This window comes from Muricoccus pecuniae (genome assembly GCF_014199205.1).
GTDB classification, from domain to species: Bacteria; Pseudomonadota; Alphaproteobacteria; order Acetobacterales; family Acetobacteraceae; genus Roseomonas; species Roseomonas pecuniae.
In genome coordinates, this window is sequence record NZ_JACIJD010000013.1 from 116,902 (window position 1) to 133,942 (window position 17,041).

Below are 17,041 nucleotides of genomic sequence, written 5' to 3' on the forward strand. Positions count from 1 at the left end.
GCGTTTCCTCGCCCGCATCCTGCGTTCGCGGGGACCGCGGGGGAATCGCTATTCCACGCGGGGAGCGTTCTCCATCGGCGGAAGCTCCTTCGGCAGATGGCCGGCCAGCAAGTGCCCGGCCAGGAGCCGCGCCGGCGGGGTCAGCAGCGCGGCGGGGCGGGAGACGAGACGGAGGTTCCGCAGCGCCCACGGCTCGGCCAGGGGCAGGCAGCGCAGGCCCAGCGCCGCCTCGTAGGGAAGCGCCACCCCCTCCGGCATCACCGCGATGCCCAGCCCCGCCGCGACGAGGCGGCGGTTGGCATCCACGCTCGCGACATGGAGGCGGAAGCGGAGGGACCGGCCGCGCCGCTGCGCCTGCTCCTCCAGCAGCAGGGAGAGGGCCGCGCTCTCCACCGCGCCGATCAGCTCCTCGTCCAGCACGGTGTCGAAGGGCAGCGGCCCCGCCTCTGCCAGCCTGTGCCCCCGGGGCATGACGACGAGGAGGCGGTCCTGTCGCCAGTCCTTCCCCTCCAGCCCCGCCGGAAGCTCGCCCGCGCTGGTGACGATGCCGAGATCGGCGCGCCCCTCCAGCAGGTCCTGCAGGATGCGGAGGCTCACGGCCTCCCGCACCTCCACCCGGATGCCGGGCCGCAGCCGGGCGAATTCCGCCAGCGCCTCGGGCAGGGGATGGCCGGAGAGGGAGGAGGCGGTGGCGTGCAGCCGCGCGCTGCCCAGCCCGCCCGCCGCCAGCGCCCGCAGCTCGTCCTCCAGCCGCGCGAGGGTGCCGAAGGCCGCCCGGCCGTGCCGGGCCAGCGCCTCCCCGGCCGCCGTCAGCCGCACGCCGCGCGCGCCCCGCTCCAGCAGGGGCAGGCCGCATTCCGCCTCCAGCGCCTGGATGCGCTTGGCCGCCGCCGAGGTGGCGATGCCGCAGCGCGCCGCGGCGCGGGTGATGCTGCCGAGCTCCGCCGCGGCGAGCAGGATGCGGAGCGTCACCCAGTCCGGCGTCACCATTCCCCACCTCCCTCGGACGGGGGAGGCTAGCACCGCCGAACGCGCGCCGCCCCCCGGCGTTGAGGGGCGGGAACGGAGGCATTGCGATGGGACTGCTCGTGGACGGCCAGTGGCACGACAAGGGCCTCGACACGAAAGCCACCGGCGGCCGCTTCCAGCGGGTGGAGAGCGCCTTCCGCAACTGGGTCACGCCGGACGGCGCCCCCGGCCCCACGGGCGAGGGCGGCTTCCCGGCCGAGGCCGGGCGCTACCACCTCTACGTCTCCCTCGCCTGCCCCTGGGCGCATCGCGCCCTCATCATGCGCGCGCGCAAGGGGCTTGAGGAGGCGATCTCCCTCTCGGTCACCCACCCGCACATGGGCGAGAACGGCTGGACCTTCGAGGACGGGCCGGGCGTGATCCCGGACACGGTCAACGGCGCCCGCTTCCTCCACCAGGTCTACACCGCCGCCGACCCGCAGGTTTCAGGCCGCGCCACCGTGCCCGTGCTGTGGGACAAGGCGCGGGGCACCATCGTCAGCAACGAGTCCGCCGAGATCATCCGCATGCTGGACCACGCCTTCGACGGCGTCGGGGCGCGGGGCGGGGATCACCTGCCCGGGGATCTGCGCGCGGAGATCGACGCGCTGAACGCGGAAGTCTACGGCCGCGTGAACAACGGCGTGTACAAGGCCGGATTCGCCTCGACGCAGGAGGCCTATGAGGAGGCGGTGCGCCCGCTCTTCGACACGCTGGACGGGCTGGACGCGCGCCTCTCATCCCGGCGCTATCTCATGGGCGAGAGGCTGACCGAGGCCGATATCCGTCTCTTCACCACGCTGGTGCGCTTCGACGCCGTGTATCACGGCCACTTCAAGTGCAACCTGCGCCGGATCGCCGACTTCCCCGCGCTCTTCCCCTATCTGCGCGACCTCTTCCAGTCGCCCGGCTTCGGCGAGACCTGCGACTTCGGCCACATCAAGCGCCACTATTACGGCAGCCACGCGACCATCAACCCGACGGGCATCGTGCCGCTCGGCCCGATCCAGGATCTCTCCGCCCCGCACGGGCGGGAGGCGCTGTCGGGCTGAACGGGCCGCTCACCCCATCGCCTGCCGCACCCACTCGGCCCAGCGCAGCGCCTCCCGGTCCCGACCGGGGGCGGCGACGAGCTGCACGCCCAGCGGAAGGCCGCGCGGCCCGGTGCCGGCCGGCACGGTGACGGCGGGGGCGTGGAGCGCGGTCCAGAGCAGGTTGAAGCCGGGGTCGCCCGTCCAGCCCAGCCCCTCCGGCGCCTCGCCCGGCGCGCTCGGCGTCAGCACGGCGTCGCAATCCGCGATCGCACCGGGGAAGGCGGCGCGGGCGGCGGCGAGGACCTCGCGCGCCTCGTCCAGCGCGCGGGCGGGCAGGGCGCGGGCGGCGTCGGTCTTCTCCAGCAGCACGGGGGAGAGGCGGTCCCGGTGGTTCTCCAGCTCCCAGGCGAGGGCCTGGGCGATCTCCCCGTTCATCACCACCGGATGCGCCTCCGCCGCGGCGGCGATGGCCGGGGGCATCTCGCCGCGCGTGACCACCGCCCCGGCCCCGCGCGCGGCCCGCTCGGCGCGCTCCATCAGCGCCAGCGTCTCGGGCGCGGCGAGGGAGGCGTGAGGGCCGAGGCAGAGGAGGAGGCGGGGCGGGCGGTCCGGCCACGCCCCGGGATCGCCGAGTTCCCGCCCGGTGAGCGCCCCCACCAGCAGGGCGCAATCCGCCACCGTGCGGGCGAGCGCCCCGATGGTGTCGAGGGACTCGCTCATCACCTTCATCCCGGCCCGGTGGATCGAGCCGTGCGTCGGCATGTAGCCGGCAATGCCGCAGAAGGCGGCGGGGCGGATGATGCTGCCCGCCGTCTGCGTGCCGAAGGCGAGGGGGAAGAGCCCCGCCGCCACCCCCGCCGCCGAGCCGGAGGAGGAGCCGCCCGGCGTGTGGGCGGGGTTCGCCGGATGGGTGGTGGGGCCGGGCTGGCGCGTGGCGAATTCCGTCGTCACCGTCTTGCCCATCACCACCGCCCCGGCCGCGCGGGCGAGGGCGACGGCGGCGGAATCGGCGCGCGGCACATGCCCCGCCCAGATCGGGGAGCCGTAGGCGGCGGGCATCCCGGCAGCGTCCAGCACGTCCTTCACCCCGAGCGGCAGCCCGTGCAGCGGGCCGAGGGGCGCGCCCGAGGCGGCGCGCGCATCGGCCGCCCGCGCCCCGGCCAGGGCGGCATCGGGGTCGAGATGGACGAAGGCGCGCAGCACGGGTTCCCGCGCGCGGGCGCGGTCGAGCAGCGCCTCCATCAGGGCCGTGGCGGTGAGGTTGCCGTCGCGGAGGCGGCGCGCGGCCTCGGTGGCAGTGAGGATGGAAGGGTCGGTCATGGCCTCGGAGCTTCGGCCGCCCAGGGGCCCGGGGGAAGGGGGGTCAGCCCAGGAGCGCCGCCCCCAGCCAGTAGCAGCCCGCCCCCACCGCCGCCGCCGCCGGCAGGGTGACGACCCAGGCCCAGACGATGTTCCGCGCCACCCCCCAGCGCACCGCCGAGGCCCGGCGCGAGGCGCCGACGCCCACGATCGCCCCCGTGACGGTGTGGGTGGTGGAGACGGGGATGCCGAGCCAGGTGGCGCCGAAGAGCGACAGCGCCCCGCCCGTCTCGGCGCAGAAGCCCTGCACCGGGCGGAGGTCGGTGATGCGCGAGCCCATGGTCCGCACGATCCGCCAGCCGCCCATCAGCGTGCCGAGCCCCATGGCCGCGTGGCAGGAGATGACGATCCAGAAGGGCACGTGGAACTCCGGCCCCAGCATCCCCTGGGAGTAGAGGAGGATGGCGATGATCCCCATCGTCTTCTGCGCATCGTTGCCGCCGTGGCCGAGGCTGAACAGGCAGGAGGAGAGGAGCTGGAGCACGCGGAATCGCCGGTCCACCGCATAGGGCGTGGAGCGTCGCGAGGCCCAGCTCGTCGCCAGCACGAGGAGGAGGGCGAGGAGGAAACCCACCAGCGGCGAGATCACGATGAAGGAGGCGATGGTGCCCACCCCGCCCCAGAGCACCGCCGAGGCCCCCGCCTTGGCCATCGCCGCCCCGATCAGCCCGCCGACGAGGGCGTGGCTGGAAGAGGAGGGGATGCCCCAGATCCAGGTGACGACGTTCCAGAAGATCGCGCCGAGCAGCGCCCCGCCGACGACGAGCGGGTCCACCGCATCCGCCGCCACGATCCCCTTGCCGATCGTGTTCGCCACGTGCAGCCCGAAGAAGAGGAAGGCGATGAAGTTGAAGAAGGCCGCCCAGACAACGGCCACGCGCGGCGCGAGCACGCGGGTGGAGACGACGGTGGCGATGGAGTTCGCCGCATCGTGCAGCCCGTTGAGGAAATCGAAGAAGAGGGCGACGAGGATGAGGCCGACGAGCAGCGGCATCCCGATGGTCATGGCGGACATGGCGCGGCTCCCGGTCCCTAGACCTGCTCGATCATCACGCCCTGGATGAGGTCGGTCACGTCCTCGCAGCGGTCGGCCACCGCCTCGATGCCGTCATAGACCATCTGCACCATCAGCTTGTGGCCGGGGGAGAGGCCGTCCGCGCCGCCGTTGAACAGCGCGTCCATCCCCGCCTGGAGCGCCCGGTCCGCCTCGCTCTCGATCGCGTCCACCTCCTCGCACATCGTCGCCAGCGCGCGCGCGTTGCGCGAGATGTCGGACAGCAGCGGCATGCCGTCCCGCAGCCGCTCGCAGGCGCGCAGGATGCAGTCGGCCATGGAGAGCATCTCGGGCGTGACCTCGACCTTGTAGAGGAGCATCCGCCGCCCGCCGTCCTTCATGCGGTCGATCACGTCGTCCAGCCCGTCCGTGAGGGCGAGGATGTCCGAGCGGTCGAAGGGCGTGATGAAGACGCGGTGGATGGAGCGCACCGTCGCCCGGTTTACCTCGTCCGCCTCCTTCTCGATCCGGCTGAGCGCGGCGTGGTGGGCGGGCGCGTTGGCGGGATCGGCCAGCATGGCGCGGAAGGCCTGCGCGGCCTCGACCGTCTTGGCGGCCTGGGCGGCGAAGGCGGCGACGAAGATGTCGTCCCGCGGCATGAGAAGGCGGAAGAGCTTCAGGATCATCGCGCGGCTCCGGTGTGGCGGAGAGGGGCGCCGCGACGGCTCGGGCCCCTCTCCGGGCGCGGCGAGGGTCGCCGCCAGCCCCGTCGTCAACGCGCGGCCCGGCATCCCGTCCGCGCGCGCTGCAATAAATCTGCAACCGCCCGGCAGGCACGGCTCCTTGATCGAGGTCAAGGCACAACCGCCCGATCCGGTCCAAACCAGTCCCGTCGAGGAGGCCGGATTGTGAACGGATACGGAGAGGGGGAGCCGGTCGGGGCGCGCTTCTGCGAGAGTTGGCGGCAACGGGCGGAGGCACGGATCGGGGCGGTGGTGGCCGAGCACGTGGTGTTGCGCGCCCTCTGCGACAGGCTGGAGGCCATGGCCGACGGGCTGCCCGGCCTGCCCCCGGAGGAGGAGCGGCACGCCCTGGCCCGCCAGCTCACCACCCTCCTGACCCCCCATCACAAGCGCGAGGCCCTCCTGCTGGAGGACCTGCTGCCCGAGGACGGGGCCGCCCCGATGGAGCGCGCCCTGCTGGAGCGCATCCGCGGCCAGCACGTGGCGGACGCCGTCCATGCCCAGGACCTCGCCGCCGTGCTGGAGACGGCGTCGGGGGAGGGGGACGGGCAGGCGCTGGGCTACATGCTGCGCTGCTTCTTCGACGGATGCCGCCGCGCGCTCGCCTTCGAGGAGCTGACCATCCTCAACCTCGCCCGGCGCCGCTTCTCGCCGCGGACGGACGCGCTGCTGACGGCCTGCCTCTGCGCCGGGCAGGAAATTGCCTGAGGGGCGGCCCGCCTCAGGCGGCCGCCTCCGCGCGCTCCCTCAGCGCACGGCGGTTGCGGATCGTCACCTGCCGGCCGGAGGGCAGGCCGATCAGCCCGTCCCGCTTGAGCTTCGTCATCTGGCGGCTGACCGTCTCGATCGTCAGGCCGAGCACGTCCGCGATCTGGGAGCGGGTGAGGGGGAGGTCGAAGCTCGCCTCCGTCTCCGCCGCCTTCCCGCAGCCGAGATGGACGGCCATGTCGAGCAGGAAGCTCGCCACCTTCTCCTCGGCGCTCTTGCGGCCGAGCATGAGCATCCGCGCCCGCGCCTCGTCCAGCGCGGCCAGGGTCCGGCGGAGCAGCAGGCGCTCCATCCGCACGTGGTTCTCCAGCGCCGCCTCGAAGGGCTTGCGGGGGAAGACGCAGAGCTCGACCTCGGTGAGGGCGGTGACGCTGTGCTCCGCCTCCTCGGCGAAGGGGCGGCCGACGAAGTCGGAGGGGTAGAGCAGGCCGACGATCTGCTCCCGCCCGTCCGCCGTGCTCGCGCTGAGCTTCAGCACGCCGGAGAGGAGGTTGGCGCAGTGCAGCGCCTCGTCCCCCGCCCAGACGAGGGTCTCGCCCCGGTCCAGCCGCCGCGGGCGGCCGATCCGGTTGAGCGTGATCAGCTCCTCGTCGTTCAGGCTGCCGCAGAGCGACTTGTCCCGGACCACGCAGTCGGTACAGACGGTGCTGATGACGGCCTCCCTCGCTAAGACGTAGCGATGTCTGAAACGTGATTATAGGGATGCGCGAGGCGGATTCCGACCAGAAGTTTGCGCCCCCGGGTCGCGCCTCGGGAATGACAGCTCCGCGAGTCGCTCCGCGCTGCCCGGGCACCCGGGCGCCGGTGGCCGCCCCTGCCGGCATGGGCTAGACCGGCAGGGCCGTCCTCTACCCCGGGAGATCCCCCCGAACCGTGCCCCTGCGCGCCGACCCCCTGAGCGACCCGCTGATCCTGGCGCCGCCCCCGGAGATCGAGCCCGCCGCGCTCGCCCGGGCGCTGGCGGCGGAATGGGGGCTGGAGGGCGCGCTGCACCCCTTGGGCGGGGAGCGGGACCGCAACTTCCGGCTGGATGGCGCGGGCGCGGCGCCGCTGCTGGTGAAGCTTGCCCATCCCGACGAGAACCCGGCGATCACGGATTTCCAGACCGCCGCGCTGCTGCACCTCCGGGCCACGGGCCCCGGCCTGCCGCTGCCCCGGATCATCCCGTCCAGGGACGGGCGCACCGCCGTGCCCCACCCCGCCCTGGACGGGCGGCCCTGCTTGCTGCGCGTGCTCACCTATCTCCCTGGCCGCCCGGCGGCGGAGCCGGCGGCCATCGCCCGCGATCTCGGCGCCCTGACTGCCCGGCTGGACCGCGCGCTGGAGGGCTTCGCCCATCCCGCCGACGCGCGCCGCCTCCTCTGGGACATCCGCGAGGCGCCGGGGCTGCGGGCCTTCCTCGGCGAGGTGGAGGATGCCGGGCTGCGGGCGCTGGCCGCCGCCGCGCTCGACCGCTTCGAGGCGGAGGCGGCGGGCGCGCTCGCTGCCCTGCCGATGCAGGTGATCCACAACGACCTCAACCCGCACAACGTGCTGGTGGGGGAGGACGGGGCGCTCTCGGGCCTTATCGACTTCGGCGACATGGTCCGCGCCTCACGCCTGCAGGAGGTGGCGACGGCCTGCGCCTATCTCCTCGGCGCCGGGGAGGGGCCGCTCTCCGGCCCGGCGGCGTTCCTGGCGGGCTACCGCTCGGTGCTGCCCCTCCCGGCGGAGGAGGCGGCGCTGCTGCCCGCCCTCATCGCCGCGCGCATGGCGATGACGGTGCTGATCACCCACTGGCGCGCGCGGCGCCAGCCGGGGAACGCGCCCTACATCCTGCGCAACATGCCCCGCGCGCGGGCGGGGCTGGAAACTCTCGCGCGCCTCGCTCCCGCCAGCCTCGAAGGATGAGCCCAGTGCCGGATGACGCGCCCAAGGGAATGGCGATGATCAACGCCTTCGACCCCAGCCGCGCGGCGGGGCTGGGGGAGCGCGAGCGGGCGATGGTGGAGCGGCGCGGGCGCCTGCTCGGCCCGGCCTACCGGCTGTTCTACGAGCGCCCCGTCCACTTCGTGCGCGGGGAGGGCGCCTGGCTCTTCGACGCGGAGGGTAACCGCTACCTCGACTGCTACAACAACGTCGCCTCCCTCGGCCACGCGCATCCCCGCGTGGTGGAGGCGATCGCGCGGCAGGCGGCGCTGCTGAACACGCACACGCGCTACCTGCACGACACCGTGCTGGACCTCGCCGAGGCGCTGCTGGCCACGATGCCCGCCTCGCTGGGGCATGTGATGTTCACCTGCACGGGGTCGGAGGCGAACGACCTCGCGCTGCGGATCGCACGCGCCCATACGGGGGGCGAGGGAATCGTCGTCACCTCCCTCGCCTATCACGGGGTGACGGCCTCCCTGGCGGAACTCTCGCCCTCCCTCGGCGAGGGCGTGCCGCTCGGGCGCCACGTCGCGACGGTGGCGCCGCCCGATGCCTATCGCGGCGGCCCGGACATGCCCGCGCGCTTCGCAGCCGACATCGCCGCCGCCTTCGCCGGGCTGCGCCGCCACGGCATCCGCCCCTGCGCGCTGCTGGTGGACACGATGTTCACCTCCGACGGCGTCTTCCCCGACCCCGCCGGCCTCCTCGCCGTTGCGGCGGCGGCCGCGAGGGAGGCGGGCGCGCTGTTCATCGCCGATGAGGTGCAGCCCGGCTTCGGCCGCACCGGGACGATGTGGGGCTTCGCACGGCACGGGGTGGAGCCGGACATCGTCACCATGGGCAAGCCCATGGGCAACGGGCATCCCGTGGCGGGGCTGGCCATCCGGCCGGAGCTGCTGGAGCGCTTCGGGCGGACGGTGCGGTACTTCAACACCTTCGGCGGCAACCCCGTCTCCGCCGCCGCCGGCCTCGCCGTGCTGGAGGTGCTGCGGGACGAGGGGCTGCCCGCCAATGCCGCGGCGGTGGGCGCGCATCTGATGGAGGGGCTGAGGGCGCTCGCCTCGCGCCACGCGATCATCGGCGACGTCCGCGGCGCCGGGCTCTCCATCGGCTGCGAGCTGGTGGGGGACCGCGGCACGCGCGAGCCCGCCACCGCGGAGACCGCGCGCATCGTCAACGCGCTGCGCGAGCGGCGCGTGCTAATCAGCGCCTCCGGCCCCGGCGCGAACATCCTTAAGATCCGCCCGCCCCTCTGCCTCACGCGCGATCAGGCGGACATCTTCCTCGGTGCGCTGGACGAGGTCCTGACGGGCTGAGGCCCCACCTCAGCCGCCTCCGCCGCCCGCCGCATGCCCCGCCGCGACGGCGAGAAGGCAGAGCGCGACCGAGAGCGCCACGTTCCCCATCGCCGCCAGCACCCGCCCGGCCTGAAGCAGCTCAAGCGTCTGGAGGCTGAAGGAGGAGAAGGTGGTGAAGCCGCCGCAGATGCCGACCATGACGAAGGCGCGGAGATCGTCGCTCGTCCCCGCGCGCGCGGCGAAGAGCCCGATGACGAAGGAGCCGAGGACGTTGATCGCGATCGTGCCCAGGGGAAAGCCCGCCCCCGCCAGCCGCAGCGCCAGCGCCGACCCCCAGGCGCGCGCCACGCTGCCCAGCGCGCCGCCGAGGGCGATCAGCAGATAGGTTCTCGTCATGCGCCCCGCCCCGCCGGTCCGCCCGGTTTATCCGGGCGGCGGCGCGGCGCGGCAAGCCGCATCAGCCCTCGGAAGGCGGGGCGAAGGGCGTCTCGGAGAGTTCCTGCAGGGCCTGGGTGGCCTGCTTCAGCGCGATGGACTGGCCCTTGTCCAGCTCCATGGTGAAGAGCAGGGCGGAGCGGCCGGTGACGAGATAGGTGTCGCCCATGCCGAACATCTCGACATCGAGCCCGTTCGGCAGGTTCGTGTCCATCAGGCAGTGCCAGGCGGCGCCGCCCACCACCTCGGGCAGGGTGAAGGAGACGACGTCGTGATGCGCGTTCATCACGAGCAGCGCCGTCGCGTCCATGGCGGGGCGGTGGATGCCGGTAGCGCGCGCCCGGCCATCCAGCAGCATGCCGACGCACTTGGCGCTCGGATCGTCCCACTGCTCCGGCCGCATGGGCTGGCCGTCGGGCGAGATCCAGTCCACGTCGAGGACGTCCAGCTCCGCATTGTGCCGCCCCGTGAGGAAGCGCCCGCGGCGGAGGATGGGCAGCGCCTTGCGCAGCGCGATCACCTTGCGCGTGAACTCGATGAGCTGCTGGCCGCCCTCCGGGATGTTCGCCCAGTCGATCCAGTTCAGCTCGTTGTCCTGGCAGTAGGTGTTGTTGTTGCCCATCTGCGAGCGCGACAGCTCGTCGCCCGCCAGCAGCAGCGGCGTTCCCTGCGAGAACATCATCGTGGCGATGAAATTCCGCTTCTGCCGCTCGCGCAGCGCGTTGATCTCGGGGTCCTCGGTCGGGCCCTCGGCGCCGCAGTTCCAGGAGTGGTTGTTGGAATGGCCGTCGCGGTTGTCCTCGCCATTCGCGTCGTTGTGCTTGTCGTTGTAGGAGACGAGATCGTGCAGGCAGAAGCCGTCATGGGCGGTGACGAAGTTCACCGATGACCAGGGCCGCCGGCCGCGCTTGTTGAAGGCGTCGCCGGATGCGGTGAGGCGCGTGGCGAGGCCGGGCAGCTTGCCCTCGTCGCCCTTCCAGTATTCCCGCACGGTGTCGCGGAACTTGTCGTTCCACTCCGCCCAGCCGGGCGGGAAGCCGCCGACCTGATAGCCGCCGGGGCCGATGTCCCAGGGCTCGGCGATGAGCTTCACCGAGGAGAGGATCGGATCCTGGCGGCAGGAATCGAGGAATCCGCCGCCCTCGTCGAAGCCGTAGGGCTCGCGGCCCAGGATGGTGGCGAGGTCGAAGCGGAAGCCATCCACGTGCATCTCCTGCACCCAGTAGCGCAGGCTGTCCGTCACCATCTGCAGCACGCGGGGATGGGAGAGGTTCACCGTGTTCCCGGTGCCCGTCTCGTTGATGTAGTAGCGCTTCTCGTCCGGCATGAGCCGGTAGTAGCTGGCGTTGTCGATGCCCTTGAAGGAGAGCGTCGGCCCGCGCTCATTGCCCTCGGCGGTGTGGTTGTAGACGACGTCGAGGATCACCTCGAGCCCCGCCGCGTGCAGGCGTGCGACCATCTCCTTGAACTCGCTGAGCGAGCCCGTGGCGGAGTAGCGCAGTTCGGGCGCGAAGAAGGAGATCGAGTTGTAGCCCCAGTAGTTGGCCAGCCCCTTGTCCGTGAGGTGCTGGTCCTGCACGAAGCCGTGGACGGGGAGCAGCTCCACCGAGGTGACGCCGAGCGCCTTGATGTAGTCCACCACCTCCTTCTGCCCGAGACCGGCATAGGTGCCGCGCAGCTCCTCCGGCACGCCCGGATGCAGCCTGGTGAAGCCCTTCACATGCGTCTCGTAGAAGATCGTCTCGCCCCAGGGCACGTTCGGTGGGCGGTCGTTGCCCCAGGTGAAGGCGGGGTCCACCACGCGGCACTTCGGCGTGTAGGGCGCACTGTCGCGCTCGTCGAAGGTGGTGTCGTCCCCGCTCTCCATCACGTAGCCGAAATGGGAGGGATGCCAGTTGAGCTGTCCCACCGTACCCTTGGCATAGGGGTCGAGCAGCAGCTTGTTCGCGTTGAAGCGGTGGCCGTTGGCGGGGTCGTAGGGCCCGTGGACGCGGTAGCCATAGACCGTGCCGGGGCGCGCATCCGGCAGGTAAACGTGGAACACCTCGTCCGTGTATTCCGGCAGGGTGATGCGCTCGATCTCGTTCTCGCCCGTGGCGTCGAACAGGCACAGCTCCACCTTCGTCGCATGCGCGGAGAAGAGGGCGAAGTTCACCCCCAGCCCGTCCCAGGTGGCGCCGAGCGGGAAGGGGCGCCCCTCGCTGATGCGTTGCTGGCGGCCATTGCCGTTGGTGGCCTGGGCGGTGGCGGGGCTGGCGCGGCCGGTCGTCGGCGTGCTGTCGGGCATGGGTGGTGGCGGACCTGTCACGAAAGGGGTGCGTCCTCGCGCGGGCGAGAACCTTCCCCGCGCGGTTGAACCGCGCCACGGGGCCGGGGTTGCGGCAGGGGGCGGTCACGTCCGGGATGCGGGCCCCCTGACCGGGGGGGGGCGGAAACGAGAAGGGCCGGGGACGTTCCCGCCCCCGGCCCTCCCCTCAACCCGATAGGGCGCGGCTCACTCCTTGCCGAGCACCCCGTCGATGCGGCGCCACAGGCCCATGGGGTTGCCGTCGCGCAGCGCCGCCGGGAGCAGCGCCTCCGGCATGTCCTGGTAGCAGACGGGGCGCAGGAAGCGCGCGATGGCGAGGCTGCCGACCGAGGTGGAGCGGCCATCGGCGGTGGAGGGGAAGGGGCCGCCATGCACCATGGCGTGGCTCACCTCCACGCCCGTGGGATAGCCGTTCACCAGGATGCGGCCGACGCGGCGCTCCAGCACGGGGAGGAGCAGGCGGGCCATCTCCAGGTCGCCCTCCTCCATCTGGATGGTGGCCGTGAGCTGGCCCTCCAGCCCCTCGGCCACGCGCAGCATCGTCTCCACGTCGGGGCAGCGAATGACGAGGGAGGCGGCGCCGAAGACCTCCTCGGCGAGCGCCGGGTCGTCCATGAAATGGGCTGCCGTCGTCTCGAACAGCGCCGCCTCGCCCTGGGTGGAGGCGGTGGCGATCTGGCCGGAGGCGACCTTGCGGACGCGGTTGTTGCCCGCGAGGTGCGAGACGCCGGTCTGGTAGGCGCTCAGGATGCCCGGCGTCAGCATCGTCTGGGCCGGGGCCCCGCCCAGCGCCTCGGTGGCGGAGGCGAGGAAGGTGTCGAGCTCGGGGCCCTCCACCGCCAGGACGAGGCCGGGATTGGTGCAGAACTGCCCGGCGCCGAGGGTCAGCGAGCCCACGAAGCCCTTGCCGATCGCGGCGGCGCGGCTGGCCATTGCCTTGGGCATCAGGAAGACGGGGTTGATGCTGCTCATCTCGGCATAGACGGGGATGGGCTCGGGGCGGGCAGCGGCGGTCTTCATCAGCGCCGTGCCGCCGGCGCGCGAGCCGGTGAAGCCCACGGCCTTGATGCGGGGATCCGCCACCAGCCCCTGCCCGACCACCTGGCCGGAGCCGAAGAGCATGGAGAACACGCCCTCGGGCAGGCCGCAGGACTTCACCGCGGACTGGATGGCGCGGCCCACGAGCTCGGAGGTGCCGGGATGGGCGGAGTGGGCCTTCACCACCACGGGGCAGCCGGCGGCGAGTGCCGAGGCCGTGTCGCCGCCGCCGACCGAGAAGGCGAGGGGGAAGTTCGAGGCGCCGAACACCGCCACGGGGCCGAGCGGGATCAGCCGCATCCGCAGGTCCGGCCGGGGCAGGGGGGCGCGCTGCGGCAGGGCGGGGTCGATGCGCGCGGAGATCCAGGTGCCGTCCCGCACCTCCTGCGCGAAGAGGCGGAGCTGGCCGACGGTGCGGCCGCGCTCGCCCTCCAGCCGGGGGCGGGGCAGGCCGCTCTCGGCCATGGCGCGGGTGATCAGCTCGTCGCCGATGTCGAGGATGGCCTGGGCGCAAGCCTCCAGGAAGGCGGCGCGGGCCTCGGGGGTCGTCTCGCGATAGGTGTCGAAGGCGGCCCAGGCGAGGGCGCAGGCGCGGTCCACATCGGCCGGCGTGCCGCCGCCGAAGGCGGGCTCCATGGGCTGGCCGGTCGCGGCCTCGATCGCGCGGATGGGCTTGTCGGTGCCACGTAGCGCGGTCGCGCCGATCAGCATCTCGCCGGCAATGGTCATGGAGGCCTCCTCAGAACGGGTGCGGCCCGCGGGGCCCGGCCGTTTCCGGCCGGGTTCGGGCGCGTCGCAGCCCTCATGGGACGGACCGCCGCCGCCTGTAAAGTGGCACTCCGGTTGCGCCGCCCGCCTGGGGCCCCGCGAAGGGAGCCCGGGGCGGCAAGCCGCGCGGCCTCAGCGCCCCTCGTTCTCGGGCCCCGTGGTCTCCGCCTGGCCCTGCGGGGTGCCGGGTTCCGTCGGCGGCTCGCCGGAATCCTTCCCGAGCTCCTCCAGCTTCCGCTTCACCTTCTTGTCCTCCGCGGTCAGCGGCGCCGGCTCCAGCGGCGCCACGCCGGGGGGCACGGAGTCGCCGGGGTCGTGCCCGGGATCGTCCGGGTTCTGCTCGGTCATGGCCGCCTCCGCTCCTGCATCGATGAGAGAAGAGGAGCGCCCTCCGGCGCGGGCGGTTGCGCGGCGGCCCGCAACCCCGGGGCGACCGGGCGGGTTGCTGCGGGGAAAGCAGGGGAGGCCGACCATGCGCACCGAACGACGATGCCGAGGCCCCGCATGAGCGGCCCGGAGCCCGCCGGTCCGCCCCGGCTCATCTGGCCCGCCGGCGCCGAGCTGGGCGAGGGCGCGCTGTGGGACGACCGCATCGCCCGGCTCTGGTGGGTGGACATCCGCGGGCGCCGCCTGCACCGGGCCGACGAGGCGGGGGGCAGCCGCGCCTCCTGGGACCTAGCGGAGGAGCCGGGCCACGCCGCCCTCACCGACGATCCCGCGCGGCTGATCCTCGGCCTTCGCTCCGGCCCGGGCCTCTTCGAGCCCGCGACGGGCCGGCTGGAGCGGCTGGCCGCGCCGGAAGGGCACGACCCCTCCCGGCACCGGCTGAACGACGGCAAGGCGGACGCCGCCGGCCGCCTCTGGTTCTCCACCATGGAGGAGGGGGAGGAGGCGCCCGAGGGGGCGCTCCACCTGCTGCTCGGGCCGGGGAGGGCGCCGCGCGTGGCGGGGCCCTTCACCGTCGCGAACGGCCCCGCCTTCTCCCCGGACGGGCGCACCCTCTATCTCGGCGACAGCCCCGCGCACACGGTCTTCGCCTACGCGATGAGGGATGGCCGACTGGGGGAACGGCGCGAGTTCATCCGCTTCGCCGGGGACGACGGCTTCCCCGACGGCATGACGGTGGATGCCGAGGGCTGCCTCTGGGTCGCCCACTGGGATGGCGGCCGGGTCTCCCGCTTCGGCCCGGACGGCGCGCATCGCGGGAGCATCGCCCTGCCCGTGCCGAAGGTGACGAGCCTCGCCTTCGGCGGCGCCGACTTCCGCACCCTGTTCATCACCACCGCCGGCGGCGAGGGGCGGGAGGACGAGGGGCCGGCGGGCGGGCTCTTCGCCGTGCGAACGGAGGTGGCCGGGCTGCCCGCGGGCCGGGTGCGGCCCGGCGGGTGATGCGGGCGGCCCGGCCTGCCTGAGGATGGGGCGGCCAGACCCACTGGAAGATGGGACGGCCAGGCCTGCTGGTGGGTGGGACGGCCAGGCCCGCCGGAAGACGGGGCCCTGGCCCGCCGTATGACGCGGGCGGCCCGGTCCGCCGGAGGGACCGGGCGGCTCAGCCCGCCGCCAGGATCGCCTCCACCACCTCCTGAACCTCCAGCGCCTCGCGCAGCGTGGCGAGGGAGTGGGGCTCGCCGCGCGTCATCGCCGCCGCCTTGTCGAGCTGCCCCTGGAGGACGAGGGGGCGCATGCGCTCGTTCGGCAGGGCGTCGGGGGCGGCGGCCCAGCCGCCGGGCCCCTCCCGCTCCGCGACCGACCAGTCCCGCAGGCGCACCGCGCCGGCCGGGCCGCGCAGGGTCCAGGAATTCGTGTCGTCCCGCTCCGTCGTGCCGACGCCGCCGCGCAGGAGGACGGGGGTGCCGCCCGCGCTCAGCCGCGCCTCGATCGCCGTCTCCGCGCCCTCATCTCCGGGGAAGCGCGCCCGGGCGCTCTCCAGAGAGAGGGGGCCGAGCAGGCGGCGGGTGAGGAAGAGGAAATGGGACACCACCTCTCGCGTGAAGCCTCCCTCGGCGCGGCCGGACAGCCAGGCGGCGGCGTCGCGCTGCCAGGATCGGGGCCAGGTGGCGAAGGCGACCTCGATCTCCAGTGAGGCGGGCATGCCCACCGCGCCCTCCCCGATCCAGTCCCGCAGCCCCGCCACGGCCGGGGAGGAGGCCATGGGGAAGTTCACCCCGGCCCGCGCGCCCGAGGCCTCCGCCCGCTCCACGAAGCGGCGCGCGGCGACGGTGTCGTGGGAGAGCGGCTTCTCCAGGAACACGGCCCGCCCGGCACCCAGCGCGGCCTCGGCCAGAGGGAGATGCGCCGCGGGCGGGGCGGCGATGTAGAGAAGGTCGCAGCCCGCGATCACCGCCTCGGCGCTCCCCGCCATCGACAGGTCGGGCGAGACCTCCTTCAGGCGCTCCGCGGCGGCGGGGGAGGGGTCCCAGATCCCGCTGAGCCGCACGGGCGGTGCGGGGTGGCCCAGCGCCGCGCGCAGCAGCCGCTCCCCCATGATGCCGAAGCCGATGATGCCCAACGCCACCGCGTCGCTCGCCGCTGATGCCAAGGCCGTTGCGTCCCCTGTTCCGATCGCGGCGGACCATGGGGGAGAGGGGCGTGGGGCGCCAGCCCCCGGGGATATGCGGGCGCCAGCCCCCGGTGGATGAGGGCGCCAGCCCCCGGTGGATGAGGGCGCCAGCCCTCGGGGTAGGCCCGGGGTGGATGCGGGCGTCAGCGCCCGTTCAGATGCGGGGCCGCCCCGGGGTGGATGCGGCCGCCAGCCCCGGTGTCGTCGTTGGGGGCGAGGCGGCCCTCAGTGCAGGAAGCGGCCGGAGTGACGAGGCTTGCTCGCCTGTCCCGCCGGTGCCGGCAGCTCGGCCGCGCCACCCTTGCGATGGGGAACGCGCGCCCCGGCCGGGGGCAGGACGGGCCTTATCAGGGCGGAGATCGCCCGCCTCCCCTCCGCGTCGCGCAGGACGGAGACGTAGTTCTGCACCCAGACGGCCGTGCCGTCGGCGCGGAGGTAGCGCTTCACGATGGTGAAGGGCTCGTCATGCGCCAGCAGGCGCTCGAGCAGGGGCTGGTTGCTCGGCCAGTCGTCGGGATGGGTGATGTCGTGGATGCTGCGCTGGAGGAGGGCCCGCATCTCGAAGCCGAGCATCTCGCACAGGGTCCGGTCCACCTGCGTGAACCGCCCGCTCTCATCAGCGAGGGCCTGCCCGAACGGCTGGTTCAGCAACGCGCCGACTCCCTGCCCGGCGAGGTCGATCCGCCGCCGATGCGATGTGTGAACGCGCAACATGGCGTCAGGTCACCGGGCTCCGGCGCCTCTTCGCGCGACATCGGGGAACCGGGGGTGGCCTCCCCGGTTAATGCCGGCACGCCGCCCGGCCGACCGGGCGGGA

At 73.6% G+C, this 17,041-nt stretch carries 16 protein-coding genes; 5 read left to right on the forward strand and 11 right to left on the reverse strand.

Annotation, left to right across the window (positions count from 1 at the left end; translation table 11 throughout):
* Nucleotides 1-48: 48 nt before the first annotated feature.
* A complete protein-coding gene (locus FHS87_RS14980) occupies nt 49-990 on the reverse strand; it encodes a LysR family transcriptional regulator (protein WP_184519980.1) in 942 nt (313 codons plus the stop codon).
* A gap of 86 nt (nt 991-1,076) precedes the next feature.
* On the opposite strand from FHS87_RS14980, the gene FHS87_RS14985 reads away from it, so the two are divergent.
* Nucleotides 1,077-2,060, forward strand: coding sequence for a glutathione S-transferase family protein (locus FHS87_RS14985; RefSeq protein WP_184519982.1), 984 nt, complete (start codon nt 1,077-1,079; stop codon nt 2,058-2,060).
* A 9-nt stretch (nt 2,061-2,069) separates the two neighbouring features.
* Here FHS87_RS14985 and FHS87_RS14990 read toward each other — a convergent pair whose 3' ends face one another.
* Genes FHS87_RS14990 through FHS87_RS15000 form a run of 3 tightly spaced genes read right to left on the reverse strand, consistent with a single transcriptional unit; the run spans nt 2,070 to nt 5,081 of the window.
* Complete coding sequence (locus tag FHS87_RS14990; protein ID WP_184519984.1) at nt 2,070-3,362, reverse strand: amidase; 1,293 nt, start codon at nt 3,360-3,362, stop codon at nt 2,070-2,072.
* Between the two features lie 43 nt (nt 3,363-3,405).
* Nucleotides 3,406-4,416, reverse strand: coding sequence for an inorganic phosphate transporter (locus tag FHS87_RS14995; RefSeq protein ID WP_184519987.1), 1,011 nt, complete (start codon nt 4,414-4,416; stop codon nt 3,406-3,408).
* A 17-nt stretch (nt 4,417-4,433) separates the two neighbouring features.
* Nucleotides 4,434-5,081, reverse strand: a complete 648-nt coding sequence (locus FHS87_RS15000) for a DUF47 domain-containing protein (protein ID WP_184519990.1) — start codon at nt 5,079-5,081, stop codon at nt 4,434-4,436.
* A gap of 222 nt (nt 5,082-5,303) precedes the next feature.
* Between FHS87_RS15000 and FHS87_RS15005 the strand changes: the two genes are divergently transcribed.
* Nucleotides 5,304-5,846 (forward strand): hemerythrin domain-containing protein, encoded by a 543-nt coding sequence (locus FHS87_RS15005; RefSeq protein ID WP_184519993.1) that lies wholly within the window; start codon nt 5,304-5,306, stop codon nt 5,844-5,846.
* 13 nt (nt 5,847-5,859) lie between these two features.
* Here FHS87_RS15005 and FHS87_RS15010 read toward each other — a convergent pair whose 3' ends face one another.
* Complete coding sequence (locus tag FHS87_RS15010; RefSeq protein WP_312862010.1) at nt 5,860-6,534, reverse strand: Crp/Fnr family transcriptional regulator; 675 nt, start codon at nt 6,532-6,534, stop codon at nt 5,860-5,862.
* A gap of 245 nt (nt 6,535-6,779) precedes the next feature.
* On the opposite strand from FHS87_RS15010, the gene FHS87_RS15015 reads away from it, so the two are divergent.
* The gene (locus FHS87_RS15015) at nt 6,780-7,796 is read left to right on the forward strand and encodes a phosphotransferase (protein WP_184519996.1); all 1,017 of its coding nucleotides are present in this window, start codon (nt 6,780-6,782) and stop codon (nt 7,794-7,796) included.
* A 35-nt stretch (nt 7,797-7,831) separates the two neighbouring features.
* Entirely contained in the window at nt 7,832-9,133 is a 1,302-nt protein-coding gene (locus FHS87_RS15020) for an aspartate aminotransferase family protein (RefSeq protein ID WP_456306617.1), read from the forward strand.
* A 9-nt stretch (nt 9,134-9,142) separates the two neighbouring features.
* On the opposite strand, the gene crcB is transcribed toward FHS87_RS15020, so the two are convergent.
* The 4 genes from crcB to FHS87_RS15040 form a co-directional block, all read right to left on the reverse strand.
* Entirely contained in the window at nt 9,143-9,511 is a 369-nt protein-coding gene (gene crcB / locus FHS87_RS15025; RefSeq protein ID WP_184519999.1) for a fluoride efflux transporter CrcB, read from the reverse strand.
* A gap of 61 nt (nt 9,512-9,572) precedes the next feature.
* Nucleotides 9,573-11,837, reverse strand: a complete 2,265-nt coding sequence (gene glgX, locus FHS87_RS15030) for a glycogen debranching protein GlgX (RefSeq protein ID WP_184520002.1) — start codon at nt 11,835-11,837, stop codon at nt 9,573-9,575.
* 207 nt (nt 11,838-12,044) lie between these two features.
* Nucleotides 12,045-13,625, reverse strand: coding sequence for an aldehyde dehydrogenase (NADP(+)) (locus tag FHS87_RS15035; RefSeq protein WP_184520005.1), 1,581 nt, complete (start codon nt 13,623-13,625; stop codon nt 12,045-12,047).
* A gap of 171 nt (nt 13,626-13,796) precedes the next feature.
* The gene (locus FHS87_RS15040; protein WP_184520008.1) at nt 13,797-14,012 is read right to left on the reverse strand and encodes a hypothetical protein; all 216 of its coding nucleotides are present in this window, start codon (nt 14,010-14,012) and stop codon (nt 13,797-13,799) included.
* 156 nt (nt 14,013-14,168) lie between these two features.
* Here FHS87_RS15040 and FHS87_RS15045 point away from each other — a divergent pair, with 156 nt between their 5' ends.
* Complete coding sequence (locus tag FHS87_RS15045) at nt 14,169-15,053, forward strand: SMP-30/gluconolactonase/LRE family protein (RefSeq protein WP_184520011.1); 885 nt, start codon at nt 14,169-14,171, stop codon at nt 15,051-15,053.
* A 160-nt stretch (nt 15,054-15,213) separates the two neighbouring features.
* Here FHS87_RS15045 and FHS87_RS15050 read toward each other — a convergent pair whose 3' ends face one another.
* Nucleotides 15,214-16,203, reverse strand: a complete 990-nt coding sequence (locus FHS87_RS15050) for a Gfo/Idh/MocA family protein (RefSeq protein WP_246418423.1) — start codon at nt 16,201-16,203, stop codon at nt 15,214-15,216.
* 246 nt (nt 16,204-16,449) lie between these two features.
* A complete protein-coding gene (locus FHS87_RS15055; protein WP_184520014.1) occupies nt 16,450-16,875 on the reverse strand; it encodes a PAS domain S-box protein in 426 nt (141 codons plus the stop codon).
* Nucleotides 16,876-17,041: the final 166 nt, after the last annotated feature.